General features: G+C 70.1%; 19 protein-coding genes and 2 pseudogenes. 17 read left to right on the top strand and 4 right to left on the bottom strand.

Translation table 11 applies throughout. From position 1 onward, the window contains the following. Positions 1-44 precede the first annotated feature (44 nt). Entirely contained in the window at positions 45-1,043 is a 999-nt protein-coding gene (locus ACZ7NC_RS23120) for an NADP-dependent oxidoreductase (protein ID WP_471490839.1), read from the bottom strand. A gap of 92 nt (positions 1,044-1,135) precedes the next feature. Here ACZ7NC_RS23120 and ACZ7NC_RS23115 point away from each other — a divergent pair, with 92 nt between their 5' ends. The 4 genes and pseudogenes from ACZ7NC_RS23115 (at position 1,136) to ACZ7NC_RS23100 (ending at position 5,727) form a co-directional block, all read left to right on the top strand. Further along, complete coding sequence (locus ACZ7NC_RS23115; RefSeq protein ID WP_471490837.1) at positions 1,136-1,579, top strand: MarR family transcriptional regulator; 444 nt, start codon at positions 1,136-1,138, stop codon at positions 1,577-1,579. A gap of 377 nt (positions 1,580-1,956) precedes the next feature. Continuing rightward, positions 1,957-2,988: pseudogene (locus ACZ7NC_RS23110) on the top strand (sulfatase-like hydrolase/transferase); the annotation flags it as partial. 241 nt (positions 2,989-3,229) lie between these two features. Next, entirely contained in the window at positions 3,230-4,294 is a 1,065-nt protein-coding gene (locus ACZ7NC_RS23105; protein ID WP_471490904.1) for a LamG domain-containing protein, read from the top strand. 80 nt (positions 4,295-4,374) lie between these two features. Beyond that, positions 4,375-5,727, top strand: coding sequence for a diacylglycerol/lipid kinase family protein (locus ACZ7NC_RS23100; RefSeq protein WP_471490898.1), 1,353 nt, complete (start codon positions 4,375-4,377; stop codon positions 5,725-5,727). A gap of 29 nt (positions 5,728-5,756) precedes the next feature. Here ACZ7NC_RS23100 and ACZ7NC_RS23095 read toward each other — a convergent pair whose 3' ends face one another. Beyond that, positions 5,757-6,695: an SCO2400 family protein gene (locus ACZ7NC_RS23095; protein WP_471490836.1), complete on the bottom strand. Its 939-nt coding sequence runs from the start codon at positions 6,693-6,695 to the stop codon at positions 5,757-5,759. Positions 6,696-7,007: 312 nt separating this feature from the next. Here ACZ7NC_RS23095 and ACZ7NC_RS23090 point away from each other — a divergent pair, with 312 nt between their 5' ends. The 8 genes from ACZ7NC_RS23090 to ACZ7NC_RS23055 all read left to right on the top strand — a co-directional run bounded on the left by ACZ7NC_RS23090 (position 7,008) and on the right by ACZ7NC_RS23055 (position 17,593). Further along, positions 7,008-8,171, top strand: a complete 1,164-nt coding sequence (locus ACZ7NC_RS23090) for a mandelate racemase/muconate lactonizing enzyme family protein (protein ID WP_471490834.1) — start codon at positions 7,008-7,010, stop codon at positions 8,169-8,171. Continuing rightward, on the top strand, positions 8,168-9,172 hold the full coding sequence (locus tag ACZ7NC_RS23085; RefSeq protein ID WP_471490833.1) for a zinc-dependent alcohol dehydrogenase: 1,005 nt from the start codon (positions 8,168-8,170) through the stop codon (positions 9,170-9,172). Before ACZ7NC_RS23090 ends, ACZ7NC_RS23085 begins: the two co-directional genes overlap by 4 nt. Before the next feature lie 109 nt (positions 9,173-9,281). Further along, entirely contained in the window at positions 9,282-10,244 is a 963-nt protein-coding gene (locus ACZ7NC_RS23080) for a hypothetical protein (protein ID WP_471490831.1), read from the top strand. Between the two features lie 139 nt (positions 10,245-10,383). Continuing rightward, positions 10,384-11,496, top strand: coding sequence for a multiple monosaccharide ABC transporter substrate-binding protein (gene chvE / locus ACZ7NC_RS23075; RefSeq protein WP_471490830.1), 1,113 nt, complete (start codon positions 10,384-10,386; stop codon positions 11,494-11,496). A gap of 32 nt (positions 11,497-11,528) precedes the next feature. Next, positions 11,529-13,079, top strand: a complete 1,551-nt coding sequence (mmsA, locus tag ACZ7NC_RS23070; protein ID WP_471490829.1) for a multiple monosaccharide ABC transporter ATP-binding protein — start codon at positions 11,529-11,531, stop codon at positions 13,077-13,079. Beyond that, complete coding sequence (mmsB, locus tag ACZ7NC_RS23065) at positions 13,076-14,320, top strand: multiple monosaccharide ABC transporter permease (protein ID WP_471490827.1); 1,245 nt, start codon at positions 13,076-13,078, stop codon at positions 14,318-14,320. Before mmsA ends, mmsB begins: the two co-directional genes overlap by 4 nt. A gap of 331 nt (positions 14,321-14,651) precedes the next feature. After that, positions 14,652-15,797 (top strand): aldose epimerase family protein, encoded by a 1,146-nt coding sequence (locus ACZ7NC_RS23060; RefSeq protein ID WP_471490825.1) that lies wholly within the window; start codon positions 14,652-14,654, stop codon positions 15,795-15,797. A gap of 194 nt (positions 15,798-15,991) precedes the next feature. Further along, on the top strand, positions 15,992-17,593 hold the full coding sequence (locus tag ACZ7NC_RS23055; protein ID WP_471490824.1) for a pyridoxal phosphate-dependent aminotransferase: 1,602 nt from the start codon (positions 15,992-15,994) through the stop codon (positions 17,591-17,593). A gap of 28 nt (positions 17,594-17,621) precedes the next feature. Here the strand turns inward: ACZ7NC_RS23055 and ACZ7NC_RS23050 are convergent. Beyond that, positions 17,622-17,807 (bottom strand): annotated as a pseudogene (locus ACZ7NC_RS23050) (arabinan endo-1,5-alpha-L-arabinosidase); the annotation flags it as partial. 400 nt (positions 17,808-18,207) lie between these two features. On the opposite strand from ACZ7NC_RS23050, the gene ACZ7NC_RS23045 reads away from it, so the two are divergent. The 5 genes from ACZ7NC_RS23045 (at position 18,208) to ACZ7NC_RS23025 (ending at position 26,111) form a co-directional block, all read left to right on the top strand. Continuing rightward, positions 18,208-19,824: a M3 family metallopeptidase gene (locus ACZ7NC_RS23045; protein ID WP_471490823.1), complete on the top strand. Its 1,617-nt coding sequence runs from the start codon at positions 18,208-18,210 to the stop codon at positions 19,822-19,824. A gap of 315 nt (positions 19,825-20,139) precedes the next feature. Beyond that, positions 20,140-21,288 carry a PqqD family peptide modification chaperone gene (locus ACZ7NC_RS23040; RefSeq protein ID WP_471490822.1) on the top strand — a complete coding sequence of 383 codons (1,149 nt, stop codon included), beginning with the start codon at positions 20,140-20,142 and terminating at the stop codon, positions 21,286-21,288. Between the two features lie 76 nt (positions 21,289-21,364). Next, complete coding sequence (locus tag ACZ7NC_RS23035) at positions 21,365-22,651, top strand: MFS transporter (RefSeq protein ID WP_471490821.1); 1,287 nt, start codon at positions 21,365-21,367, stop codon at positions 22,649-22,651. Positions 22,652-22,665: 14 nt separating this feature from the next. After that, positions 22,666-24,666, top strand: coding sequence for an FAD/NAD(P)-binding protein (locus ACZ7NC_RS23030; RefSeq protein ID WP_471490819.1), 2,001 nt, complete (start codon positions 22,666-22,668; stop codon positions 24,664-24,666). Then, entirely contained in the window at positions 24,663-26,111 is a 1,449-nt protein-coding gene (locus ACZ7NC_RS23025; protein ID WP_471490818.1) for a nitrosuccinate lyase, read from the top strand. The genes ACZ7NC_RS23030 and ACZ7NC_RS23025 overlap by 4 nt, the downstream gene beginning before the upstream one ends. 10 nt (positions 26,112-26,121) lie before the next feature. Here ACZ7NC_RS23025 and ACZ7NC_RS23020 read toward each other — a convergent pair whose 3' ends face one another. Next, the gene (locus tag ACZ7NC_RS23020) at positions 26,122-26,541 is read right to left on the bottom strand and encodes an ATP-binding protein (RefSeq protein ID WP_471490816.1); all 420 of its coding nucleotides are present in this window, start codon (positions 26,539-26,541) and stop codon (positions 26,122-26,124) included. Positions 26,542-26,567: the final 26 nt, after the last annotated feature.

Below are 26,567 nucleotides of genomic sequence, written 5' to 3'. Positions count from 1 at the left end.
GTTTCGGAAAGAAGTTACCGCATACCGGAAACCCAGCACAGACCCTACAGCTTGACGATCATCTTTCCGGTGTTGTCACCGCGCAGAACGCCGAGGAACGCCTCCAGGTTGTTCTCGATGCCCTCGACGACCGTCTCGCGGTACTTGAGCGCACCCGAGGCGACCCAGGGGCCGACCTCCTGGACGAACTGCTGCTGGAGGTCGTAGTGGTCGCCGACCAGAACACCCTCGACCCGGAGCCGGTTCTGCAGGATCTTGACCATGTTGCGCGGGCCGGGGGTCGGCTCGGTCGAGTTGTACTGGGAGATCATGCCGCAGATCACCGCCCGGCCCCGGAGGTTGAGCGCGCCGATCGCGGCTTCGAGGTGCTCGCCGCCGACGTTGTCGAAGTAGACGTCGATGCCGTCCGGGGCGGCCTCCTTGAGCTGCTCCCAGACCGGGCCGTTCTTGTAGTTGAACGCGGCGTCGAAGCCGTACTCCTCCACCAGCAGCTTGACCTTCTCGTCGGACCCGGCGGAGCCGATGACCCGCGAGGCACCCTTGAGCTTCGCGATCTGCCCGACCTGGCTGCCGACGGCACCCGCGGCGCCGGACACGAAGACCGCGTCGCCCTCCTTGAAGGCGCCGACCCGCAGCAGGCCCGCGTAGGCGGTCAGGCCCGTCATACCGAGGACGCCGAGGTAGGTGCTGAGCGGCGCGGCCGCCGCGTCGACCTTGACGGCGCTCTTCGCGTCCACCGCCGCGTACTCGCGCCAGCCGAGGAAGTGCAGGACGTGGTCGCCGACCGCGATGCCCTCGGCGTTGGAGGCGACGACCTCGCCGACGGCGCCGCCCTGCATGACCTTGCCGAGCTCGAAGGGGGCGACGTAGGACTTGGCCTCCGACATGCGTCCGCGCATGTACGGGTCGACGGAGAGGTACTTGTTCCGTACGAGCACCTGGCCCTCACCGGGCGTCGGCATCTCGGCCTCGACCAGGGCGAAGTCCTCGTCCTTGGGCCAGCCGACGGGACGGGAGAGGAGGTGCCATTCGCGGTTGCTCATGGGGGGTGCGCCCTTCCGATTTACTTCAGTGTCTTAAACAACCATGCTCCTGAATATTTCAGGATGTCAAGTAACGGAGGTACCCTGAGAGCATGGCCACTCCACACAAGACCCGCCGTCCGGATGAACTGACCCTCGAAGTCGTCGACCTCATCGGCGCGGTCGTGGCCCGGTACCACGAGGAGTACGAGGAGGCCGCCGCCGAGCACGCCCTGACCGGCGCGCAGGCGCGGCTGCTGAGCCTGCTGTCGCTGGAGCCGCTGCCGATGCGGAAGCTGGCGCAGCGGCTGCGGTGCGAGCCGTCGAACGTGACCGGCATCGTGGACCGGCTGGAGGCGCGGGGTCTGGTGGAGCGGCGCCCGGATCCGGCGGACCGGCGGGTCAAGCTGGCGGCCGTCACCGAGGAAGGCCGCCAGGTGGCCCGCGGCCTGCGCGAGTCCCTGCGCTTCGCGCGGGAGCCGCTCGCGGGGCTCTCCGACGACGAGCGCCTGTCCCTGCGGGACCTGCTGCGGCGGATGCTGGGCGCGGAGGCCTAGGGGCTGTCGTTTGGATCAGGTCGGCTGAGAGAGACTGCGCCTCTCGACCGACCTGAGCGGGGGCGATGGGGGTGCCCCCGCGCGAGCCGAGCGAAGCCGGTTCGAGCGTGGGGGAGCGTGCAGTTGCAAGGCGGAGGAGGGAGTCGACGCGGAGCGTCGGCGACCGACGACAACGCGGCTGGGGGTCCCCCCTCTGGGGGAGTGCGTGCCAGGCCCCGCGTCACCAACCCGCCCGGACAACACACCTAGGGGCTTCCGCGCTGTGCGGTCGTCGTCGGCGGGGGCCGGCTCGCGGCTGCTGATCACCCACGCCGGGTGAGGACACTTCCGCCGCCGTCCTGCTGCCATGGCACGGGGACCGCACCGAGGAGGCTGTCATGGCGCTGGAGTTCTGGGGACGGATCGCGCGGGACGTCCGTGACTCGGTGCCGGACTGGGAGCCGTACCGGGAGCCGCACGCCCCGAGCGGGGCGCCCAACGTCCTCTACGTCGTCTGGGACGACGTGGGCTTCGGAACCTTCGACTTCTTCGGCGGCCGGGTCCGGGCCCCGGCGATGCGCCGCCTCGCGGACACCGGGGTGCGGTTCACGAACTTCCACACCACCGGGCTGTGCTCCCCCACCCGGTCCTGCCTGCTGACCGGCCGCAACGCCACCAGCAACGGCATGGCCTGCGTCACCGAGCTCACCAGCGGCTTCCCCAACTGCAACGGACGTATGCCACCGGAGAACGCCACCCTGGCGGAGGTGCTGGTGGAGCGGGGCTGGAACACCTACTGCGTCGGCAAGTGGCACCTGTGCCCGTCGGAGGAGTCCAACATGGCCTCCGCCAAGCGCCACTGGCCGCTCGCGCGCGGCTTCGAGCGGTTCTACGGCTTCCTCGGCGGCGAGACCGACCAGTACTACCCGCGGCTCATCCACGACAACCACCCCCACGAGGTGGGCCGCACCCCCGAGCAGGGCTACCACCTGTCGAAGGACCTGGCCGACCGGACGATCGAGTTCATCCGGGACGCCAAGGTCATCGCCCCGGACAAGCCCTGGTTCAGCTATCTGTGCCCGGGCGCCGGACACGCCCCGCACCATGTGCCGCGGGAGTGGGCGGACGAGTACCGGGGCGTGTTCGACGACGGCTACGAGGTCTACCGGGAAATGACACTGCGGCGGCAGATCGAGCTGGGGCTGATGCCCGAGGGCACCGAGCTCACCCCGCTCGATCCGCACGGTGAGCCCCATGCGTCCGGGCCGGGCGGAAGGCCCTGGCCGCCCGGTGAGTTCGTACGTCCCTGGGCGAGCCTGGACGAGGGCGAGCGGCGGCTGTTCGTGCGCATGGCGGAGGTGTTCGCCGGGTTCGTGTCCTACACCGACGCCCAACTCGGCCGTGTACTGGACTACTTGACGCAGTCCGGCCAGCTCGACAACACCATCGCGGTGGTGGTCTCGGACAACGGCGCGAGCGGCGACGGCGGCCCGAACGGCTCCCTGAACGAGAACAACTTCCTCAACGGCGTCCCCGAGGACCTCCAGGCCGGCCTCCGGCACCTGGACGACCTGGGCGGCCCGAAGACGTACAACCACTACCCGGGCCTTCGACACGCCCTTCAAGTACTGGAAGCGCTGGGCCTCCTACGAGGGCGGCATCGCGACCCCGATGATCCTTTCCTGGCCGGCCGGTCTCGGGGACGCGGGCGGGATACGGCACCAGTACACGCACGCCGTCGACCTCGTGCCGACCCTCTACGACCTGCTCCGCATCTCCCCGCCAGAGACGGTCAAGGGGCATGCGCAGGCCCCGCTGCACGGCGCGAGCCTTCGGAACGTACTGGAGGATCCCGCGGCGCTCGACCCCCGGGACACGCAGTTCTACGTCATGCTCGGCAGCCGGGGCGTCTGGCACGACGGCTGGCACGCCGCGGCCCTGCACCCGCCCGCGCCGTCCGGCTGGAACTCCTTCGACGACGACAGGTGGGAGCTGTACCACCTGCGCGAGGACCGCTCCCAGGCGCACGACCTGGCCGCCCGGCACCCCGGGAAGCTGGCGGAGCTCAAGCGCCTGTGGGAGCGGGAGGCCGAGCGGTACCGGGGGCTGCCCCTGGACGACCGTACGGCGGCGGAACTCTTCAGCGCGCCGCGACCGCAGGTGTCCGAGCCGCGCGACCGGTATGTGTACTACCCGCACTGCGCGGACGTGCCGGAGTCGGTGGCGGTCGACATCCGCGGCCGGTCCTACACCCTGGCGGCCGATGTGCGGCTGGACACCCCGGAGGCGGGCGGGGTGCTGTTCGCGCACGGCGGCCGGTTCGGCGGGCACAGTCTGTATCTGCTCGACGGGCGGCTGCACTACGTCTACAACTGGCTCGGCCGCACGGAGCAGAAGGTCGGCTCGTCCGAGCGGGTCCCGGTGGGCGACCACGTGCTGTCCGCCGCGTTCCGCGCCGACGAGCGCGAGGAGGACGGGCTCACGGTCGGGACGGTGACGCTGCGCGTCGACGGCCGGGAGACGGGGCGGCTGCGTATCCGCACCCAGCCCGGCAGGTTCGCGCTGAACGGCGAGGGCCTGTGTGTGGGCCGGGACAGCGGCCACGCCGTCTGCGGGGACTACGACCCGCCGTTCCCGTTCCGGGGCGGCACCATCCGCCATGTCGTGGTCGACGTCAGCGGACAGCCCTTCGCCGACCCGGAGAGGGAGGCCACGGGCACCTTCCTGCGCGACTGAGGAGGGCGGCCCGCGCGGGATCACCCGGCGCAGGTGATGCGGGCCCGCAGTGCGGGCGATGGGATGCGGCTGTGGGCGATATCGGGAACCCCGCTCAAGCGTCCGGCCCGGCCGAGCGGTCACCGGGAGCGCGGCCGAGGTGGACGGCGCGCCTGGCGCTGCTGGTCTCGGCCGGGGCGCTCGCGCTGCTGCTGTCGGCGGCCGGGATCGACAGCCTCGGGCTGCTGGCCGTCGGCCTGGCGGGGCTCGGCGTCACCGCCGCCGCGCTGTGGTGGACCCTCTCCCGTCGCGGCCCGGTCCGGGCGCTGGCCGCCATCCTGGCCCTGCTGGCGCCACCCGCCGTACTGCTGGCCTACGCGGCGGTTGGCCTGCTGTGGGCCGTGCTGTCGGCCCTCGCCCTGTGGGCGGTGGCGGCACTGATCGGCCGGGCCGCGCTCGCGGCGGACGTCGGGCGGCATGCGCCACGGCAGCTTGCGACGCCCCCGCCCAAGTCGCCGTACCTCATCATGAACCCGCGCTCGGGCGGCGGGAAGGTCGGCGGATTCGACCTTGTGGCCAAGGCGCGGGCCCTGGGTGCCGAGGTCGCCGTGCTCGATCCGGAGCATCCCCAGGACGTCGAGGCGCTCGCCCGCCGTGCCGTGGACGAGGGGGCCGATCTGCTGGGGGTCGCCGGCGGGGACGGCACCCAGGCGCTGGTGGCGGGAGTGGCCGCCGCGCACGGACTGCCGTTCGTGGTGATCTCCGCCGGCACCCGCAACCACTTCGCCATGGACCTGGGCCTGGACCGCGACGACCCGTCGACCTGCCTCGACGCCCTCACCGACGGCGTCGAACTCCGCGTCGACCTGGGCCTGATCGGTGAGCGCGTGTATGTGAACACCGCGTCCTTCGGGGTGTACGCGGAGGTGGTGCAGAGCCCCGCCTACCGCGACGACAAGGTGCACACCATCATGCGGGAGCTGCCGGACCTGCTGACCCATCACGTCGGCCCACGGCTGACGGTGCGTGCGGGTCAGGTGCTCATCGAGGCCCCGCAAGGCGTCCTGATCAGCAACAACCCGTATCAACTGGGCGACGCGGCCGGTCTGGGCCGGCGGCCGCGGCTGGACTCCGGCACCCTCGGCGTCATCGGGGTCAGCGTCGAGAACGCCGCCCAGGCGGCCGGTCTGCTGCGCGGCCAGCAGGCGCGCGGCCTGACCTCGCTGGCCGCGGACGAGGTGGTGGTCGAGGCCGACGCGCCCTACATCCCGGTCGGCGTCGACGGAGAGGCCCTGCGGCTGCCCGCCCCCGTGGTGTGCCGCGTCATGCCGGGGGCGCTGCGCGTCCGGGTACCGCGCGAGCGGCCGGGCCTGCCCGTCCCGAAGCAGCCGGTCGACTGGCGGGCCCTGTGCCGGCTGGCGTTCGCACGCCGGGCCGGGGGCACCACCGGGTGACGTTCACCGCCGTGAACGACAACCGCCGCTCAGGTGCACCACCACAGGAACCGGTCGCACGTCTGCGACGGTGCCGGATCCGGGGTCGGGACCGAGGTGGTCGGTTCGCTCGTCGGGGTCGGGTCCTCGGCGGAGGTGGGTGTGGGAGCCGGGGCCGAGGTGGACGTGCCGGAACCGCCGCCCGTCGTCCCGGACTGGGGGTCCTTGTCCGGGGTCGCGTCCTTGTCCTCGTCCTTCTTCTTGTCCTCGTCCTTGGCGGACTTGGACGCGGAGGGGGACGTCGAGGGGTCCTTCGACGTCTCGTCGGAGCCCGTTCGCGGGGCCCCGTCCGTCGCCTCGGGCGACGGCGACACCTCCGACTCCGCCGCGCCCTCCGCCGACTCGTCCCCGGCGGCCGCCGGTCTGGGGCTGCTGCCCGGGGCGTCCATGCCGAGTTCGGCGAGGCTCAGGCCTCCGGCGGCCAGCACGAAACCGGCGGCTATCAGCAGTGTCCGGCGACGCCGGCGCCGATGCGCGGCGGCCTTGCGATCGCGACGACTCGTGCCGCCCGAGCCGGACTCCTCGTCCGGGTCGGTGCCGTCCCCGTCCTCGTCGTCGTACTCGTCCTCGTACTCGGCGTACTCGTCGCTCTCCGCGTACTCCTCGGGCTCCTCGTGACCGCGCCTGCGCCCGCGGCCACGCCGCTGCGCGGCCCGACGCGCGGCCCGCCCGCCGACCGCCGCGACCGCCGCGACCGGCTCGGCCTCCGGGGCGTCCGCGGCCGTTTCGGCTTCTCCGTACTGCGTGTCGCCGCCGTACTGCCCCTCGTACCCCTCGTACCCCCCGTACTCCGCGGGGCGCTCGACCAGCTGCGGGTACGCCTGGGCCGGGGCACCCGCGTACACACGGTGATCTTCGACCGTGGCGCCGCACCCCGGGCAGGCGAGGGCGCCATTCAGGTGCCGTCGGCACGGGTGGCAGTAGTCCATGACGCGGGAAGACTAGGTTCCACAGACGCACGGTTCCTAGTCACAGCTGTGAAAGTTTTGTAGGAAACAAACCTTTCCCGCATGGCGAGTTGACGGATATGCCTGGACACGCCAGAGACGCCCTCCACACACCGCTACGGGCTGCCCGAAATCCGTATCGAAAGCAGTGTCGAAACCGTTATGTGTTCGACCCATTGACACTCCCGGCGCCGCCTCCCTACTGTCACGTCAGCATTTCGAACGTGTGACGAAATCTCGAACACGCTCGGTGCGACGCCAAATGAGCCGACGACGCAGCAAGGGGCAACTGCCGTGCGCATCACCGGAATCAGCACACACGTGGTCGGGACGCCGTGGCGCAACCTGACATACGTCCAGGTGCACACCGACGAGGGAGTCACCGGAGTCGGCGAGACCCGGATGCTGGGCCACACCGACGCGCTGATCGGCTATCTGCGGGAGGCCGAGGCCAACCACATTCTCGGTTCGGACCCGTTCGCTGTCGAGGACCTCGTCCGCCGCATGAAGTACGGCGACTACGGCCGCGCCGGCGAGATCGTGATGTCCGGTATCGCCGTGATCGAGATGGCCTGCTGGGACATCAAGGGCAAGGCCCTCGGGGTCCCGGTCTGGCAGCTCCTCGGCGGCAAGGTCACCGACAAGGTCAAGGCGTACGCCAACGGCTGGTACACGACGGAGCGGACCCCGGAGGCGTACCACAAGGCCGCCCAGGGCGTCATGGAGCGCGGCTACCGGGCGCTCAAGATCGACCCCTTCGGCACCGGGCACTTCGAACTCGACCACGAGCAGACCCTGTACGCCGTCTCCCTCATCGAGGCCGTGCGGGACGCCATCGGCCCCGAGGCCGAGCTGATGCTGGAGATGCACGGCCGCTTCTCCCCCGCCACCGCCGTACGCCTCGCGCGCGAACTCGCCCCCTTCAAGCCGGCCTGGCTGGAGGAGCCCTGCCCGCCGGAGAACCTGAAGGCGCTGGAGAAGGTCGCCGCCAAGGTGGACATGCCGGTCGCGACCGGTGAGCGGATCCACGATCGCATCGAGTTCCGCGAGCTGTTCGAGAGCCAGGCCGTGGACATCATCCAGCCCGACGTCGGCCACATCGGCGGCATCTGGGAGACGCGCAAGCTGGCCGCGACCGCCGAGACCCACTACATGCTGGTCGCCCCGCACAACGTGGGCGGCTCGGTCCTGACCGCCGCCTCCCTCCAGGTCGGCTTCACCTCCCCGAACTTCAAGATCCTGGAGCACTTCAACGACTTCGCCGACGCGGAGATCAAGAAGGTCGTGAAGGGTGCCCCGCAGGTGAACCCGGAGGACGGCTGCTTCCACCTCTCGGACGCCCCCGGCCTCGGGGTCGAGTTCGACGCCGACGCCGCCGCCGAGTTCCCGCAGCAGCAGGCCCGGTTCGACCTGTGGGCCGAGGGCTGGGAGCAGCGCAAGCCCAAGGGCGCCCAGTGAGCACCGCCGTCGTCATCGAGGCGCCCGGCGCGCACCGGCTCATCGAGCACACGCCCCGTGAGCCGGGCCCCGGCGAGGCGCTCGTGCGCGTCCACGCGGTCGGGATCTGCGGCAGCGACCGCGAGGTGTACCAGGGCAACCGGCCCGAGGGGTACGTCCGTTACCCGCTCACGCCGGGTCATGAGTGGTCCGGGACCGTCGCAGCCGTCGGCGCCGGGGTGCCGCAGACGCTCGTCGGCCGCAAGGTCGTCGGCGAGGGCTTTCGCAACTGCCAGGTCTGCGACCGCTGTCACGCCGGTGAGACGACGCTGTGCGGCGCCGGCTACGAGGAGACCGGGTTCACCCAGCCGGGCGCCATGGCCGGCACGCTGACCCTCCCGGCCCGGCTGCTGCACGTCCTGCCGGACGAGTGCGACCTGACCGCCGCCGCCCTGCTGGAGCCGGCCGCCTGTATCGCCGCCGCGGCGATCAAGGCGAACGCCCTGCCGGGTGAGCGGGTGGCCGTGGTCGGCACCGGGACGCTCGGGATGTTCGCCGTTCAGTTCCTGAAGGCGGGCTCGCCGGCCGAGCTGCTCGTGGTGGGCACGCGGGGCGACCGGGAGGCGCTGTCGCGGCAGTACGGCGCCACCGACTTCCGTACGAAGGACCAGGTGCTCCCCGACGACTTCGACGTCGTCATCGAGACCGCCGGGTCCGCGGACGCCGCGCGCACCTCCGCCGCCCTGCTGAGGCGCGGCGGGCGTCTGGTTCTCACCGGGATCCCGGCGCCGGGTGCGCAGGGCCTGGACCCGACCGATCTCGTCGTACGGCAGCTGGAGGTGCACACCGTCTTCGGGGCACCGCCGGACGCCTGGGCGCACACGGTGCGCGTGTTCGGGGCCGGGCTGCTCGATCCGCTGCCGCTGGTCACACACGAGCTGCCGCTGGCGGAGTTCCCGCAGGGGATCGAGCTGGTCGGGTCCGGTGATCCGAAGGTGGGCAAAGTCCTCCTTCGTCCCTAGCCGTACGCCGGTACGGGGGCAACCTGACGGTCCCCGTACCGGCGTACACCAAGCCCGCACACCCTGAGCCGCGAACCTCGTCCGATATATCGAACAAGAAGGACAGCTTGTGACCGACGCTTCCGCAGCCCGCCGACCCGGTGAGCAGGCACTCACCGCCCTCGGCCTGGGCGCGCCCGACCTCTCCCCCGCCGACGCCTCGCCCCACACCTTCCCGGGCGGCGGTCGCTGGCGCACCGAGATCCCCTCGTGCGAGGGTCCCGAAGCGCTGGCCGTCGTCCTGAAGGAAGCCTCGCTGCTGGACGTGCCGATCCACCGGATCAGCCAGGGCAGCGGTGTGTGGATGCTGACCGACGCCGAGATCGCCGAGATGGTCGACGCGACGAACGAACGTGACATCGAGCTCTGCCTGTTCACCGGCCCGCGCGGCACATGGGACATCGGCGGCTCCACGCGCACCGACTCGCGGGGGGCCGGACTGCGCGCCCGGGGCCATGACGCCGTCGCCGGCTGCGTCGAAGACGCCATACGGGCAACGGAGTTGGGCGTCAAGTGCCTGCTGGTGGCCGACGAGGGCGTGCTCTGGACGCTGCACCGGGCGAGAACCGCCGGGATCATCCCCGCGGACACCACGCTCAAGGTGAGCGCGCTGATCGGGCCCGTCAACCCGGCCGCGTACGCGGTGTACGAGCAGTTGGGCGCCGACTCGGTCAATGTGCCCAGCGATCTGACGCTCGATCACCTCACTGAGATCCGGCGGATCTCCGCCGCCCCCATGGACATGTACATCGAGGCCCCCGACGATCTCGGCGGCTATGTGCGGATGTACGAGGTCGCCGAGCTGATCCGGCGCGGCGCACCGCTCTATCTGAAGTTCGGGCTGGCCAAGGCCCCCGGCATCTATCCCTACGGACACCACATGCGGGACCTGACGCTGGCCACCGCCCGGGAACGCGTACGGCGCGGCCGGCTGGCACTGGACCTGCTCGCACGGCACGGAGCTGACGGCGACATGGCGCCTCTCGGCTCACGGCTGCCCGGAACTCTGCGGCGTTTCGAAACTCCCGCATAACGTTCCGGACAAACCCCCTTCACAGAAGAAGACGCAGTCGAACACAATCCCACACACCCTCGGTCTGCACCCTTCAGCTCCCGAAGCGTCTTCGCACCGCCCGACCGAGCCCTGCTCACAGACATCAAGGATGATGACCATGCGTACTCGCAGAGCCGCACTCGCCGCCATAGCCTCCGCCGCGTCCCTCGCCCTCACCCTGTCCGCCTGCGGCCAGAGCGGCGAGGGTGGCAGCAAGGAGGAGGGCGGGGACACCAAGGGCGCGACCATCGGCATCGCGATGCCGACCAAGTCCTCCGAGCGCTGGATCGCCGACGGCAAGAACGTCGTGGCGGACCTGGAGTCCAAGGGCTACAAGACCAAGCTGGTCTACGGCGAGGACGACCCGGACCAGCAGGTCTCGCAGATCGAGAACCTGATCACGCAGGGCGTCAAGGCGCTGATCGTCGCGGCCATCGACAACAAGTCGATGAACAACGTGCTCCAGCAGGCCAAGGACGCCGACATCCCGGTGATCTCCTACGACCGACTCATCCTCGGCACCGAGAACGTGGACTACTACGCGTCGTTCGACAACGAGAAGGTCGGCGAGCTCCAGGCCAACTACATCGTCGAGAAGCTCGGCCTGAAGGACGGCTCCAAGAAGGGCCCGTTCAACATCGAACTGTTCGCCGGCTCCAACGACGACAACAACACCCGCTACTTCTTCGGCGGGGCGATGAAGGTCCTGCAGCCCTACATCGACAAGAAGCAGCTCGTCGTCCGCTCCGGCCAGACCAAGCTGACCCAGGTCACCACCCTGCGCTGGGACGGCGGCACCGCCCAGAAGCGCATGGACGACATCCTGACCTCGGCGTACAAGAGCGAGCGCGTCGACGCGGTCCTCTCGCCCTACGACGGCATCTCGATCGGCATCCTGTCGGCGCTGAAGTCGGACGACTACGGCTCCAAGAGCAAGCCGCTGCCCGTCGTCACCGGTCAGGACGCCGAGGTCGCCTCGGTGAAGTCGATCATCGCCGACGAGCAGTCGATGACCGTCTACAAGGACACCCGCGAGCTCGCCAAGGTCGCCTCGGGGATGGTCGACTCCCTGCTCAACGACAAGAAGCCCGAGGTCAACGACACCAAGACCTATGACAACGGCTCGAAGGTCGTCCCGGCGTACCTGCTGGAGCCGGTCGCGGTCGACAAGACCAACTACCAGAAGGAGGTCGTCGACTCCGGCTACATCAAGGAGAGCGACCTCAAGTAACCGCCCGCCCACTCTGATTGGAAGGCACGACCATGGCGGGACCCGTCCTGGAAATGCGCTCGATCGTCAAGACCTTTCCCGGCGTCAAGGCGCTGTCGGACGTCACACTGACTGTCCAGCAGGGCGAGGTCCACGCCATCTGCGGGGAGAACGGCGCCGGCAAGTCGACGCTGATGAAGGTCCTCTCCGGCGTCCACCCGCACGGCACCTACGAGGGGGACATCCTCTTCGAGGGGGAGGTCTGCGAGTTCAAGGACATCCGGGCGAGCGAGCAGCGCGGCATCGTCATCATCCACCAGGAGCTGGCGCTGTCGCCGTTCCTCTCCCTCGCGGAGAACATCTTCCTCGGCAACGAACACGCCAAGGGCGGGTTCATCGACTGGCGGGAGACCCTGCGGCACGCCACCGAACTGCTGCGCCGGGTCGGCCTCTCCGACCACCCGGACACCCGCGTCGCCGACATCGGCGTGGGCAAGCAGCAGCTGGTGGAGATCGCGAAGGCGCTGTCGAAGAAGGTGAAGCTGCTCATCCTCGATGAGCCGACCGCGGCCCTGAACGACGAGGACAGCGGCAAACTCCTGGATCTGATCCTGGAGTTGAAGAAGCAGGGCATCACCGCGATCATCATCTCCCACAAGCTCAACGAGATCCGCAAGGTCGCCGACTCGGTGACGATCCTCCGCGACGGCCAGACCATCGAGACGCTCGATGTGAAGGCGCCGGAGACCACCGAGGACCGGATCATCAGCGGCATGGTCGGCCGGGACCTGGAGAACCGCTTCCCCGACCGCAGCCCGCACGAGCCGGAGGAGGGCGCGGCCCCCGCCCTTGAGATCCGCAACTGGACCGTGCACCACCCGATCGACCAGCAGCGCAAGGTCGTCGACGATGTGTCGATCCAGGTGCGGCGCGGGGAGATCGTCGGCATCGCGGGCCTGATGGGCGCCGGCCGCACCGAACTCGCGATGAGCGTCTTCGGGCGGACGTACGGCCGTTACGCGGGCGGCACGGTCCTCAAGGACGGCACGGAGATCCGTACGAAGTCCGTCCCCGAGGCGGTCAAGCACGGCATCGCGTACGTCACCGAGGACCGCAAGCACTACGGCCTGAACCTCATCGACACCATCAACCGCAATATCTCGCTCAGCGCGCTGGGCAAGGTCGCCAAGCGGGGTGTGGTCGACGAGCACGGGGAGCGGCAGGTTGCCGAGGGCTTCCGCAAGTCCATGAACATCAAGGCGCCGACCGTCTTCGAGCCGGTGGGCAAGCTGTCCGGCGGCAACCAGCAGAAGGTCGTCCTCAGCAAGTGGATCTTCGCGGGTCCGGACGTGCTGATCCTGGACGAGCCGACGCGCGGTATCGACGTCGGTGCCAAGTACGAGATCTACACGGTCATCGACCAGCTGGCCGCCCAGGGCAAGGCGGTCGTCTTCATCTCCTCCGAGCTGCCGGAGCTGCTCGGCATGTGTGACCGCATCTACACGATGGCCGCGGGGCGGCTGACCGGCGAGTTCTCGCGGGAAGAGGCCTCGCAGGAATCGCTGATGCGTCAGATGACAAAGGACAAAGAGGTATCCCGATGAGCACGGATGTGACCGCCAAGAGCCCGGCCCCCGCGCCGCCGGGGAAGAGCTCAGGGGCCGCGGCCGACGGCCTGCTCCAGCTGGTGCTGGACGGCATGCGCCGCAATATGCGGCAGTACGGCATGCTGATCGCGCTCGGCCTGATCGTGGTGCTGTTCGCCGTGTGGACCGAGGGCGACCTGCTGCTGCCGCGCAACGTCTCCAACCTGGTGCTGCAGAACAGCTACATCCTGATCCTCGCGATCGGCATGATGCTGGTCATCATCGCGGGCCACATCGACCTGTCGGTGGGATCACTGACGGCGTTCATCGGCTCGATGGCCGCGGTGTTCATGGTCAAGAACGATCTGCCATGGCCGGTCGCCGTCATCCTCTGCCTCGCGATGGGTGCCCTCGCGGGCGCCGCACAAGGGTTCTTCATCGCCTACGGCGGCATACCATCCTTCATCGTGACCCTCGCGGGCATGCTGATCTTCCGCGGTCTGACGGAGATCTTCCTTGAGGGCCAGACCCTCGGCCCGTTCCCGGAGGGGCTGCAGAAGGTCGCCAACGGCTTCCTGCCCGAGGTCGGCCCGAACACCAACTACCACAACCTCACACTTCTGCTCGGCTTCGCGATGATCGCGTTCGTGGTCTTCCAGGAGTTCCGCGACCGCCGCCGCCAGCAGGAGTTCTCGCTGGACGTCCCGCCCTTCAACCTCTTCCTGCTGAAGCTGGTCGCGATCGGCGCCGCCATCCTCACGCTGACGATGCTGCTGGCCAGCTACAAGGGCGCCCCGATCGTGCTGCTCGTCCTGGGCGTGCTGCTCGTCGGCTTCGGCTATGTGATGCGCAACGCGATCATCGGCCGCCACATCTACGCGATCGGCGGCAACCTTCCGGCGGCCAAGCTGTCGGGTGTGAAGGACAAGAAGGTCACCTTCCTGGTCTTCCTGAACATGGGCATGCTCGCGGCCCTGGCGGGTCTGGTCTTCGCCGCCCGCTTCAACGCGGCCTCTCCCAAGGCCGGCCTCAACTTCGAGCTGGAGGCCATCGCGGCCTCGTTCATCGGCGGCGCGTCGATGAGCGGCGGCGTCGGCACGGTCCTCGGCGCGATCATCGGTGGCCTGGTCCTGGGCGTGCTGAACAACGGTATGAACCTCGTCGGCATCGGCACCGACTGGCAGCAGGTCATCAAGGGCCTGGTACTGCTGGCGGCGGTCGGATTCGACGTATGGAACAAGCGCAAGGTCGGTTCGTAAGTCCAGGGCCCTGCCGCCGGATTCCCGGCGTCCGCCCGGAGGGCGGGTCCCGTCGGCGTCGATGGGGGCACCCCCGCGCGAGGTTGTTCGAGCGTGGGGGAGCGTGCGATCGCAAGGCGCCGGAGCCGCCCTCGATGGGGGTGCCCCCGCGCGAGTCGAGCGAAGCTCGGTTCGAGCGTGGGGGAGGAGCCACGTGGGCGGTTCGGCAACGCGGCGAGCGTGCGTGCCAGACGCCGCGGGACAGGCGGGAATCCGGCGGCATGGCCCACGGGCCCCGCCGGAAGGCGGGGCCCTTCCACTTCCAGTTCAACTTCCTGAGCAGGAGCCGCACATGGACATGAGCAGACGTACGGTCATAGCCGGCGCCGCGGCGGCGGGGATCACCGCCGCGACGGTCGGCAGCGCGCACGCCACGGGAGGCAGGACGCCGGTGAAGTCGCTCTTCGGCAAGCTCGCCGACGGCACCAAGGTCTACAGCTGGTCGCTGGCCAACGGCGGCACGCGGATGAAGGTCCTCTCCTACGGCGGCATCGTGCAGTCCCTGGAGATCCCGGACCGCCACGGCCGGTGCGCCAACGTCTCCCTGGGCTTCGACAACATCGAGGACTACGTCGCCAAGAGCCCGTACTTCGGCGCGCTGATCGGCCGGTACGGCAACCGTATCGCCAAGGGCAAGTTCACCCTGGACGGCAAGGCCTACCAGCTGTCCGTCAACGACGGCGACAACAGCCTGCACGGCGGAGCCAAGGGCTTCGACAAGCGGGTGTGGGACGTCGAGCCGTTCACCAAGGGCTCCGACGTCGGCCTGCACCTGTACTACACGTCCGTCGACGGCGAGATGGGCTACCCGGGCACGCTCAAGGTGAAGGTGACGTACACCCTCACCCGGCACGGCGACTGGCGCATCGACTACGAGGCCACCACCGACAAGGCCACCGTCGTCAACCTCACCAGCCACGTCTACTGGAACCTCGCCGGCGAGGGCAGCGGCACGATCGAGAACCACCGGCTGAAGATCGACGCCTCCCGCTACACCCCCGTCGACTCGGGCCTCATCCCCACCGGTGAGCTGGCCCCCGTCGCGGGCACCCCCTTCGACTTCCGCCGCACCAAGCGAATAGGCGAGGACCTGCGCGAGGCGCACCAGCAGCTGCTGTACGGCAAGGGCATCGACCACAACTGGGTCCTCGACAAGGGCATCTCGCCGCGCCCCGAGTGGATCGCCACCCTGAAGGACCCGTCCTCCGGCCGCACCCTGCGGATGGCGACCACCGAGCCGGGCCTGCAGTTCTACTCCGGCAACTTCCTCGACGGCACCCTGGTCGGCCCGAGCGGCCGCATCTACCGGCAGGGCGACGCGCTGTGCCTGGAGACACAGCACTTCCCGGACTCGCCGAACCAGCCGTCGTTCCCGTCGACGGTGCTGCGACCTGGGCAGACGTACCGTTCGACGACGGTCCACTCGTTCAGCCGCTGAGGCCGTTGAGGCCGTTGATCCGTCCCTTCTGACGGTTCTTCACAGGTGGCACACAAGTTCTCGCCGATTTCTCAGTAGTTGAACAGCGCCACCCCAGCCTCCGTATGTAAGGGCGGCCCGTGCTCCCCCGCGCGGGCCACCCAAAGACGACGGGCCCGGTCGTCCCCACCGGGCCCGCCCCATACGGAGGTTCCATGGCCGACAACGTCACCTCGCTGTTCCGCAGCAACGCGGCACACAGCCCGTCGATGGCGGCGCTGACGCGTGAGGGCGGCGACGGGGCCGGTCCGGTCGACTTCTGCATTCCCTGCAACCCGTACTTCCCGACGCCGGAGATGTTCCAGGACATGGGGGCCCGGCTGCGAGACATCATCACGTACTACCCGAGCAGCGCCGACACGATCACGGCCGAACTGTGCAGCCTGCTCCAGCTTCCGCCGCAGTGCGTGGCGATGGGCAACGGATCCACCGAGCTGATCACCTGGATCGACCATCTGATGGTCCGTGAGTCCCTCGCCATCCCCGTCCCCACGTTCGGCCGCTGGACCGACCAGCCGATGGAGACCGGCAAGCGGGTCGACATGTTCCCGCTCCAGGAGTCCAGCGGCTTCGCCCTGGACCTCGCGCAGTACGCCGAGTTCATCCGCGCCCGGGGGACGCGGGTGGCCGTGATCTGCAACCCGAACAACCCCGACGGCGGCTACCTCCACAAGCACGCGCTCGTGCAGTTCATGGACGCGATGGCCGACCTTGACCTGGTCATCATCGACGAGAGCTTTCTGGAGTTCGCCGACGCCGAACAGGAGCCGTCGGTGGTCCAGGAGGCGATGCTGCGGCCGAACGTCATAGTCCTCCGCTCCCTCGGCAAGAACTTCGGTCTGCACGGCATCCGCTTCGGCTACCTCGTCGCCAACCCGGCCCTGGCCGGCATGGTCCGCTCGATGCTGCCGAAGTGGAACCTCAACGCCTTCGCCGAGCACGTGGTGTTCATGCTCAAGAACCACGGCGCCGAGTACGCGCAGAGCCTCCACCAGGTGCGCAAGGACCGCCTCGACATGGCCGGCCACCTGGCCCAGCTGCCCGGCCTGACGGTCTACCCGTCCCAGGGCAACTTCCTCTTCGTGCGCCTTCCCGTGGGCGCCGAGGGCACCGTGGTCCGCGACCGGCTGCTCACCGAGCACCGGATCCTGGTCCGCGAGTGCGGAAACAAGATCGGTTCGTCCAGCCGCTTCCTGCGACTCGTGGTGCGCCCCCAGGTGGACGTGCGTCGCCTGGTGTCCGGCCTGGAGCAGGTGCTCTACGGGTCCAGGAGGGGAGCCGCCGTACCCGAGCTCGGTACAGGGACCAACTACAGCTCGGGTACGGCGGCCGTGGACCGGTTGGTCAGCTCCACCAACGGCGCCGGTATGCAGGGCCTCGCCGCGCAAGCCATGGCGGCGCCGATGCCTGCGGCGCCTCAGCCGCAGGCGGTTCCGCAGCCGGTGCCGCAGCCGGTGCCGCAGGGGGGCGGCATGCCGATGCCGGCGCCGGTTCCGGTGGCCCCGGCCGCGGCGCCGGCTCCCGCGCCCATGCCCCCGCCCGCTCCTGTCCCCACCCCGATGCCGTTCCCGTCGCCTGTGGCGCCGGCCGCGGCCGTGGTGCCGCCCGGGCCCACGCCACCTGGGGTGCCGGCCCGTGGGGGGCTTACGGCGGCGCAGGTACGGGGTACCACGGGGCCGGGGTTGACGCCGGCGCCGGCGACGGGGTGGCCGAACAGTCAGAGCTGGCCGAATGCGGCGGGGATGCAGGCCGGGTAGCGCCCCTTGGGGCGGCGTTGCGGCAGGGTCAGTACGCGACGGGCCATCCGCTGCTCCAGTTCAGAAGGTTGATGCCCAGCTTGGGCGTGCCGTTGTCGTTGCCGTCGTAGTAGTGGTAGACGATCAGGTCGCCGTCGACGTCGTTCATGATCGACTGTCCGCCGGGGCCGATGACGCTGCCGTGCGACTCCAGCACCGGCGTCCCGCCGTTGTTCCCGCAGCCCCTTCTGTCCCGCGCCCCCGGTCGACGGCGTCCCGCCCGGGCTCCGCTTTCGATCACTCGCGCAAATTGATTGACCAGCCGAAAGCGCGGCGGAATACATCCTTCCCGACAGATGGAATTCACAACTCCGCTAGCCGAACCGCTTGTTCGTTGACACTCACTCAGCGGCATGTTTAGGGTAGGAAGTCGTAAGGAATTCTCGGCACCCAGGACGGATCACCGAACGGGGGTATGCGTGAGTTCCGCCGAGTACGGGGGGCGGGTCGAGAGCGACTGCCCGGCATGGGATCCCGCCGTGATATTTCCGGCCCCGGATTCCCAGGAAATCGACAGAATCCTGACCGCCGTAAGTCAGGATTCCAAGGCCCTCTCCGGTCGATTACGTGATCGGATGACGGAGTTGGACACCGATGCCTTGCTGGACGGGATCCGTCGGTACGAGCGATGCGTCGTCGAGCTTCAGCGGGTCAGCGTCTACGCGGAACTGCTGTACGCCCTCCACGACCAGGGGCCGGCCGCGACCGGGCTGCTGCGCCGCCTGGACGGCGAGTGGGCCCGCCTCGCCACCGAACTGGAGTTCTTCGAGCCGGGACTGGCCGCCCACCCCGGACCCGGCGATCTCGGCCCGTACCACCACTTCGCCCATCGCACTCGCGCAGCGGCGGCCCATGAGGGGCCGGGCGGGCCTCAGGAGGCGGCGCTCGCCGCACTGCTGCCGACCGGGACCGAGGGCTGGCAGCGCCTGGCGCAGCAACTGCTGGCCCGCATCCGCGTCGAGCTCGACGGCGGGACACGCTCCCTCGGGGAGGCCCTCCCCACCCTCTACAGCCCGGACCGCGCCAGGCGGGCCACGGCGCACGCATCGATCAACCGGGCCCTCGAACCCGAACTGGAACTGCGTGCGACCGCGCTCGGCATGATCGTCGCGGACGGCGAGGCACGGGCCGGGCTGCGCGGCACGGATTGGCTGAAATCACGTCACTTCGCCGACCAGATCCGGCCGGACGAAGTCGCCGCCCTTCTCGCCGTGGCCGATGAATGCACCCCGATCGTTCATGACTACTACGCGCTGAAGTGCACGCTTCTGGGGCTCGACCGACTGGCCGACTATGACCGCTACGCGCCTCTCGACAATTCGGTACAGGACATCGCGTGGCCGGATGCCGTCGATGTGGTGATCGCTTCATTCCGTAAAGTCGGCCCAAGTCTTGAAAAGCTTACCCGATCAATATTTGACGATGGCCGGGTGGATGCAGCACCCCGTCCGGGAAAACAGCGGAGTGCCTTCACTCGCGCAATCCCCGGACAACTGCCGTGCATTTCCATGAACTTCACCGGCCGATTGCGCGACGTCCTGACCCTCGGCCATGAGATGGGGCACGCGGTGCACATGCGGCTCGCCTCGGAGCAGCCGTTCCTGGCCGCGAACCCGCCGTCCATGGTGAACGAGACCGTCGCCCTGTTCTGCGAGGCCATGACCGTGCGCACGCTGCTGGCCGGCCACACCGACCGGCACACGAGGGCCTCCGTGCTGGCACGCTGGCTGGAGGACCAGCTGGTGGCCGTCGGTAGACATGCCGCCCTCCACCGGTTCGAGGTCGCGCTGCGCACGGAGCTGCGCGAGACCGGCACGCTGGAGGCCGACCGGATCGCCGAGTTGTGGACGGACGGTCAGCGCGGCCTGTACGGACCTGCCGTCGAACTGACCGACGGCTACCGCATGTGGTGGAGCTACCTCGGGCCGCTGTTCACCGACCCGGGCTCCCACTACCCCTACATCTACGGCCAGTTGGCCGCCCTGGCACTGCTGAACCGCTTCGACGAGGACCCGGGGGGCTTCGGCCCCCGGTTCCATCGCCTGCTGGCGGCCGGCGACACCCGGCCACCGCACGAACTCCTGGGCGCCGCCGGAGTCCGCACCGCCGAGGCGGACGACTGGCGCCGCGCCGCCCACACCCTGCGGGACCAGCTGACCGGGCTGAACTCCCTGACCCGGCAGCTCCACTGACTTCCGCGCCCCCACCCCGGTGAGGGCGCGGAGCATCCACACCGACCAGTCAGGAGGGAGGGGACCGAGATGACCGTTGCCATGAAGACACGCAAGGCGAGCATCGCCGGCAGCACCGTCGAGGGCTGAGGCCCGCCGAGCACGGAGGTGACCGAGCTCGTCAGGGCCGTCTGACCTCCGTGGATTCCAGGGATCCCGTCGGTGGGCGCCGTAATCGCCCACCGACGGGATCCTCCGGCCGGACGCCCGGGCAGCGGGCGGGGCTGTCATCAAGTATCGCGCTTTCGCCACGTATCACGAAGGGATGGCCACACCATGCCCACAGACGGGCGCATCCTGCCCCAGCTCAAGCACACCTCGCCCCTCTTCGGCTCCGGCGACACCGTCTACATCGGCGGCTTCGGCGAGGTGACCGAGATCGACGACCCCACGGGATCCATCCGCCGGCTGCTCGAACTCCTCGACGGCACACGGACCGTGACCGAGGTGCACCGCGATCTCGCCGCGGACTTCCCTGAGGTGTCCGCCGAGGAAGTCGCGGCGGCGGTGGAGCAGTTCGACGAGGCCGGCTTCCTGCTCAACGGGGCCGTCGCCCCGGAGGGGATCCTGGAGGGCCACGAACTCGACCGCTGGGCGCGCAACATCAACTTCTTCGGGTCCTACGCCCGCCTCGCGGACAACAAGTACGACCTCCAGCGCAGGCTGCGCGACGCCCGCGTGACGCTGCTGGGCCTGGGCGGGCTCGGCACCCATCTGCTGCTGGACATGGCGGCGATGGGCATCGGGCACGTTCGGGCGGTGGAGTTCGACCGCGTCGAACTGTCCAACCTCAACCGGCAGATCCTCTACCGGGAGAGCGACATCGGCCAGGAGAAGCTGTATCTCGCGGCCGAGCGCGTGCGACTGTTCAATCCGCACATCGACATCGAGCCGGTGAGCCTGAAGATCGGCTCCACCCAGGACGTGCTGGGCGTGATCGACGGCGCCGACGTGGTGATCTCGGTGGCCGACCGGCCCAAGATGGAGCTCGCCCACTGGGTCAACGAGGGCTGTGTGCTCCAGCGCAAGCCGCTCGTCACCGGCGGTCTGGAGACCCAGCGCGCGGTGTACTTCACCATGATCCCGGGACAGACCGGCTGCATCGCCTGCTGGCGCCGCCAGGTGCTGCACGAGGACCGTGTCTCCGACCGCCTGCTGACCGAGAAGCGCGAGCGCCAGATCGGCGGGGACAACGCCGCCTTCTGTCCGCTCGTGACCATGACCACCGGCTTCCTCGTCGGCGAACTCACCCGTCTGATCACCGGCATCGCCCCGCCGGTCGCCGCGGGCCGGCTGATGCAACTGCGCTTCGACGACTACGAGATGAGCGAGAGCGAGCGCTGGGAGCGACTGGAGGACTGCGCCGTCTGCGGCAAGGACGCCGTCGACACGACCACGGCGACCGCGCTCACCGAGACACGGTAGACGGGCTGGCGAGGTTCGTGCGGTGAGTGGTGTGGAGCAGCGCTCGGATGGCGTGGGTTACGCCAGGATGCCTCGCATGGGAAGCCGTTACTACGTACTGCTCACCGCCTATCTCGCGTCCTCGCTCGGCAACTGGGTCTACCGGCTGGCGCTGCCCCTCCTCGTACTGCACCTCACCGGCTCCGCCCTGAGCACGGCCGTGCTGTACACCATCGAGTACGTGCCGTTCCTGCTGCTGTCCATGCCGGGCGGGGTGTTCGCGGACCGCTTCGACCGGCGCCGATTACTGATCGCCGGCGACACGACGGCCGGCGTCATCGCGGGCTGCCTCGGCATTCTGGTGGTCCTCGACATCCACACGCTCTGGCCGATCTACGTCGCCGCGTTCCTGCTGTCCTGCGTGGAGCCGATCTACCATCCCGCCTTCCAGAGCTTCCTGCCGGACATCGTCCCGTCCGAGCGGCTCGGCCAGGCCAACGCCTGGATGCAGACCGGCGACAACATCATGGCGATGGCCGGCCCCGCCATCGCCGGCGGCCTGGTCGCGGTGTTCGGCTTCGACGTCACGGTGTTCCTGAACGCCGGGTCGTTCCTGGTCTCGGGCGCGGCGATTCTGCTGATCCGCGGGCTGGGCAAGGGCACGACAGCATCGCAGGACACGGCACCGCGAAAACCCCAAAGGCCCTCGTTCCTCGGTGAGATGAAGGAGGCCGTCCGGTACATCTTCAAGGACAACAAGGTCCTGATGGCCGGCTCCCTGATGTTCACCGGCACCAACTTCGCCATCTGGCTGATCCAGGCCAACTTCATCTACTACCTGACCGACTACCGGGCGTTCGAACCGGACGTCATCGGCATCGTGCTGGCGGCCCAGGGAGTCGGAGCCGTCATCGGGGCCGCCGTCGCGGGCCGGTTGATCCGCCGCAGACCCCCCGGCCACATCCTGATCGGCACGACGGCACTGGCGGGCCTGGTCACCCTGCTCCTGGTTCCGGTCCGCGACCCCGTCGGCATCGCCGTCGTCTGGGGCCTGGTCTTCGCCCTCGGCTCGATCAACCCGGTCGCGTGGTTCACCCTCCGCCAACGGATCGTCCCGGGCCATCTCCTGGGTCGTGTAGTGGCGACGACCCGCATGCTCGCCTTCGCCTCGATCCCGGTGGCGGCCCTCCTCGCGGGCGCGGTGGAGAGCTCCTTCCACGACATCTACGTACTGATCACCATCGGCGCCCTGCTCAGGTTGCTGATCGCCGGACTGGCCTACCTGTCGCCACTGCGCACGTCGTCGTCGCCCGGCGTGGACACCATGGACCCGCCCGCGCCGGTCGCCGAGGCACCGGATCCCGGGCCGACATCGAGGAATTGACGGGAGAGGCAGCGATGGACGGTTCACGGCTCGACCTGTGCATCATCGGCATGGGGCCGCGCGGACTGGCCGTCCTGGAGCGGATCTGCGCGAACGCCGAGGCCGTACCGGAGAGCCGGATCGTGGTGCACGTGGTCGACCCGCATCCTCCCGGCCCCGGAAGGGTCTGGCGCCCGGCCCAGTCGCGTCATCTGCTGATGAACACCGTCGCCTCCCAGGTGACCATGTTCCCGGACGAGAGCGTCGATCTGCGCGGCCCGCTGCGGCCGGGGCCGAGCCTGCACGAGTGGGCCCGCTTCCTGGTGCTGATCGGCTCCTTCGGCGGACGCCAGTACCCCGACGAGACGCTGGCCGAGGCGGCCGGACTGGGACCCGACTCCTATGCCACCCGGGCCTTCTACGGGCACTACCTGGAGTGGGTCTACGACCGGGTGGTGGGCACGTCGGCGGATCGCGTCACGGTGGTGGTGCACCGGTCCCAGGCCGTCCGGCTGGACGAGGACATCGAGGAGAACGAGGGCGGTGCGGAGCGGAGCGACGGCGGCCCGGCGCAGAGCGTGCTGCTGGCGGACGGGACACGGCTCACCGGGCTGCGCGGAGTCGTCCTCACCCAGGGCCACCTGCCCACCGTCGCCTCCCCGCGCGAGGCGGAGTTCAGGGCGTTCGCGCGGACCGAGCGACTCCACTACGTCGCCCCGGGCAACCCGGCGGACGCGGATCTCGCCGCGGTGCTGCCCGGCGAGCCGGTCGCCCTGATGGGCCTGGGCCTGAACTTCTTCGACTACATGGCGCTGCTCACCCTCGGCCGCGGCGGCACCTTCGACCGCGACGGGGACGGCCGGCTGCGCTACTGGCCGTCCGGTCGGGAGCCGGTGCTGCACGCCGGTTCCCGGCGCGGGGTCCCCTTCCATTCCCGGGGCGCCAACCAGAAGGGAGCGTACGGACGTCACGAGCCCGTGGTGCTCGACCGGGCGACGGTGGGCAAGCTGCGCGCTCTGGCCACCCGCCGCGGCGGCCTGGACTTCCGGCGCGACATCTGGCCGCTGCTCGCCAGGGAGGTCGAGACCGTCTACTACGGCGCCCTGCTCACCGCACAGGGCCGGGCCCGCGACGCAGGGGAACTGCGGGCCCGCTATCCGGTCCTGCCCCGGGAGGACGGCGCCGAGCGGGCCTTGCTCGACGCGTACGGCATCCCGGCCGAGCTGCGCTGGGACTGGGAGCTGGTGGCCCGTCCCTACGGCGACAGAACGTTCACGGGTCCCGCGGACTACCGGGACTGGATCATCGGGCATCTGCGCGCGGACATCGCCGCCGCGCGGGAGGGCAATGTCGACGGACCGGTCAAGGCCGCCGTGGACGTGCTGCGGGACCTGCGCAACGAGATCCGGCTGCTGGTCGACCACTCCGGGCTCACCGGCGACTCCCACCGGCAGGACCTGGACCGGTGGTACACACCGCTCAACGCCTTTTTGTCCATCGGTCCTCCGGTGCGACGGACCGAGGAGGCACTCGCGCTGATCGAGGCCGGCATCCTGCATATGACCGGCCCCGCTACCCGGGCCCGGCCCGATCCGCAGGCGCACGCGTTCGCCGTCGACTCGGGCCGCGTGCCCGGCTCCGAGGTGTGGACTTCCGTACTGATCGACGCCCGGATGCCCGACGTCGATCTGCGTCGCACCGCCGACCCGCTGCTGCGTCAGATGGCGGTCGCCCGGCAGGTACGACCGCACCGCATACCGGACCCCGGTGGCGACGCCTACGAGACCGGCGGACTCGCCGTCACTCCCCGGCCCTATCACCCCGTCGACGGCGCGGGCCGCCCGCACCCGCGCCGATTCGTCTTCGGGGTGCCGACGGAGTCGGTCCACTGGGTGACCGCCGCCGGCATCCGCCCTGGCGTCAACTCGGTGATCCTCAGCGACGCCGACGCCATCGCCCGCGCCGCACTGGATCTGCCCGACGTCTGCCCGCCCCCGGGTTCGGACGCCACCCCCACCACGAAGGCGGCGGTATGACAACGGACCGTACTTCGCCCGTCGGCCCGGACTCCGGGCTGCTCACCCCGGTGCGCGCCGGCACCCGGGCCGAGGAGGCGACCTCCGACGTGGCATGGCTGCGCGCGCTGCTGGACGCGGAGACGGCGCTCGTGCGCGCCCAGGCCCGGCTGGGGGTGGTGCCCGAGAAGGCCGCCGAGACGATCGCGTACGTCGCCGCGACGCACCCGTTCGACATCGTGGACCTGGCGCGCCGGGCCCGCGGTGCCGCCAATCCCGTGGTCGCCCTGGTCGGGGCGCTGACCGCGGCCGTCGCGGCCGAGGACGAGGCCGCCGCCGACCACGTCCACCGCGGCTCCACCAGCCAGGACATCATGGACACCGCAGCCCTGCTGGTCGCGCGCCGTGCCACGGACCCGCTCCTGGCAGACCTGGACCGCGCCACGGCCGCGCTCGCAGACCTGGCCGCGACGCACCGGGACACGCCCATGCCGGGCCGCACCCTCGCCCTGCACGCCGTACCCGTCACCTTCGGCCTCAAGGCCGCGGGCTGGCTGGTGGCCGTACTGGAGGCGGGCGAACGACTGCGGGACGTACGGCACCGCCTGCCGGTCCAACTGGGCGGCGCGGCGGGCACGTTGGCGGGCTACCTCGAACACGCCCGGGCCGGCTCGACCCCGGTGGCCGACCGGTACGCCGGCCGGGATCCGGCCGCCTACGTCACCGACCTGGCCGACGCCTTCGCCGCCGAGACCGGCCTCGCCGTACCGGTACTGCCCTGGCACACGGCTCGTGGGCCGCTGTCCGAACTCGCCGCGGCGCTGGCCCTCGTCACCGGCGCCCTGGGCAAGATGGCCGTGGACGTGCAGACGCTCTCCCGCACCGAGATCGCCGAGGTCGCCGAACCCGCCGCCGCCGGACGCGGGGTCTCCTCGGCGATGCCGCACAAGCGCAACCCGGCGCTGGCCACGCTGATCCGCGCCGCCGCCCTCCAGGTCCCGGCCCTGGCCCTGATCGTCACCCAGGCCATGCTCGCCGAGGACGAACGTCCCGCGGGTGCCTGGCACGCCGAATGGGAGCCGCTGCGCGAGTGCCTGCGGCTGGCGGGCGGTGCCGCGCACACGGCGGCGGAGCTGACCGAGGGCCTGACACCGCACCCGGCTCGCATGCGCGACAACCTCGACCTCACCGGAAGCCTGCTGGTCACCGAACGTCTGGCCGCCGTACTGGCCTCGACGCTGGGCAGGCGGAAGGCGGCGCACGTGGTCACCGCAGCCGCCACCGAGGCCGCGCGCAGCGGCACTCCCCTGCGCACGGTGCTGACCCGATCGCCGGACCTCACCGACCACTTCACCGAACAGGAACTGACCGACCTCCTCGACCCCACCCACTACACGGGCGCCGCCCCGGCCCTCGTACACCGGGCCCTGACCCACTACGAGGCGCTCCGCGACCGGCGCGGCTAGGGTCTGTCGTTCAGGGGAGCCGAAGGTCCACCTCCGCACGGACGGTCTTGCCGGGCGCGGGGTCACGGTCCAGCACCTCCCACCGGTCGGCGAGCGCCTCGACGAGGACCAGCCCACGGCCGTGTTCGTCGAGCGGCTGCGGACGCCGTACGTCGCCGGGTTTCGGCGGCCGGGACTCGGTGAGCGTGTCACTGACCTCGATCCGGATGCTGCCCGCGGGGAGCGACAGGCGCAGCTCGAACTCCCGGCCGGGGACACGGCCGTGGGTGACCGCGTTGGCGGCCAGCTCGGCGACGATCACGGCGACGGCGTCGGAGGCGTCGCTGCCGTGCGGGATGCCCCAGGCGTGCAGCTGGTTCAGGGCGAGGTGCCTTGCGAGGCGGGCGCCGCGGGGAGTGGCGCTGAGGCGCTGGGTGAGCGGTACTGGCATGCGCCCAATCTGGCGGTCCTGCGGGG

It is taken from the genome of Streptomyces sp. NPDC111802 (assembly GCF_055634335.1).
This window is presented reverse-complemented; position numbering and strand designations above follow the sequence as displayed.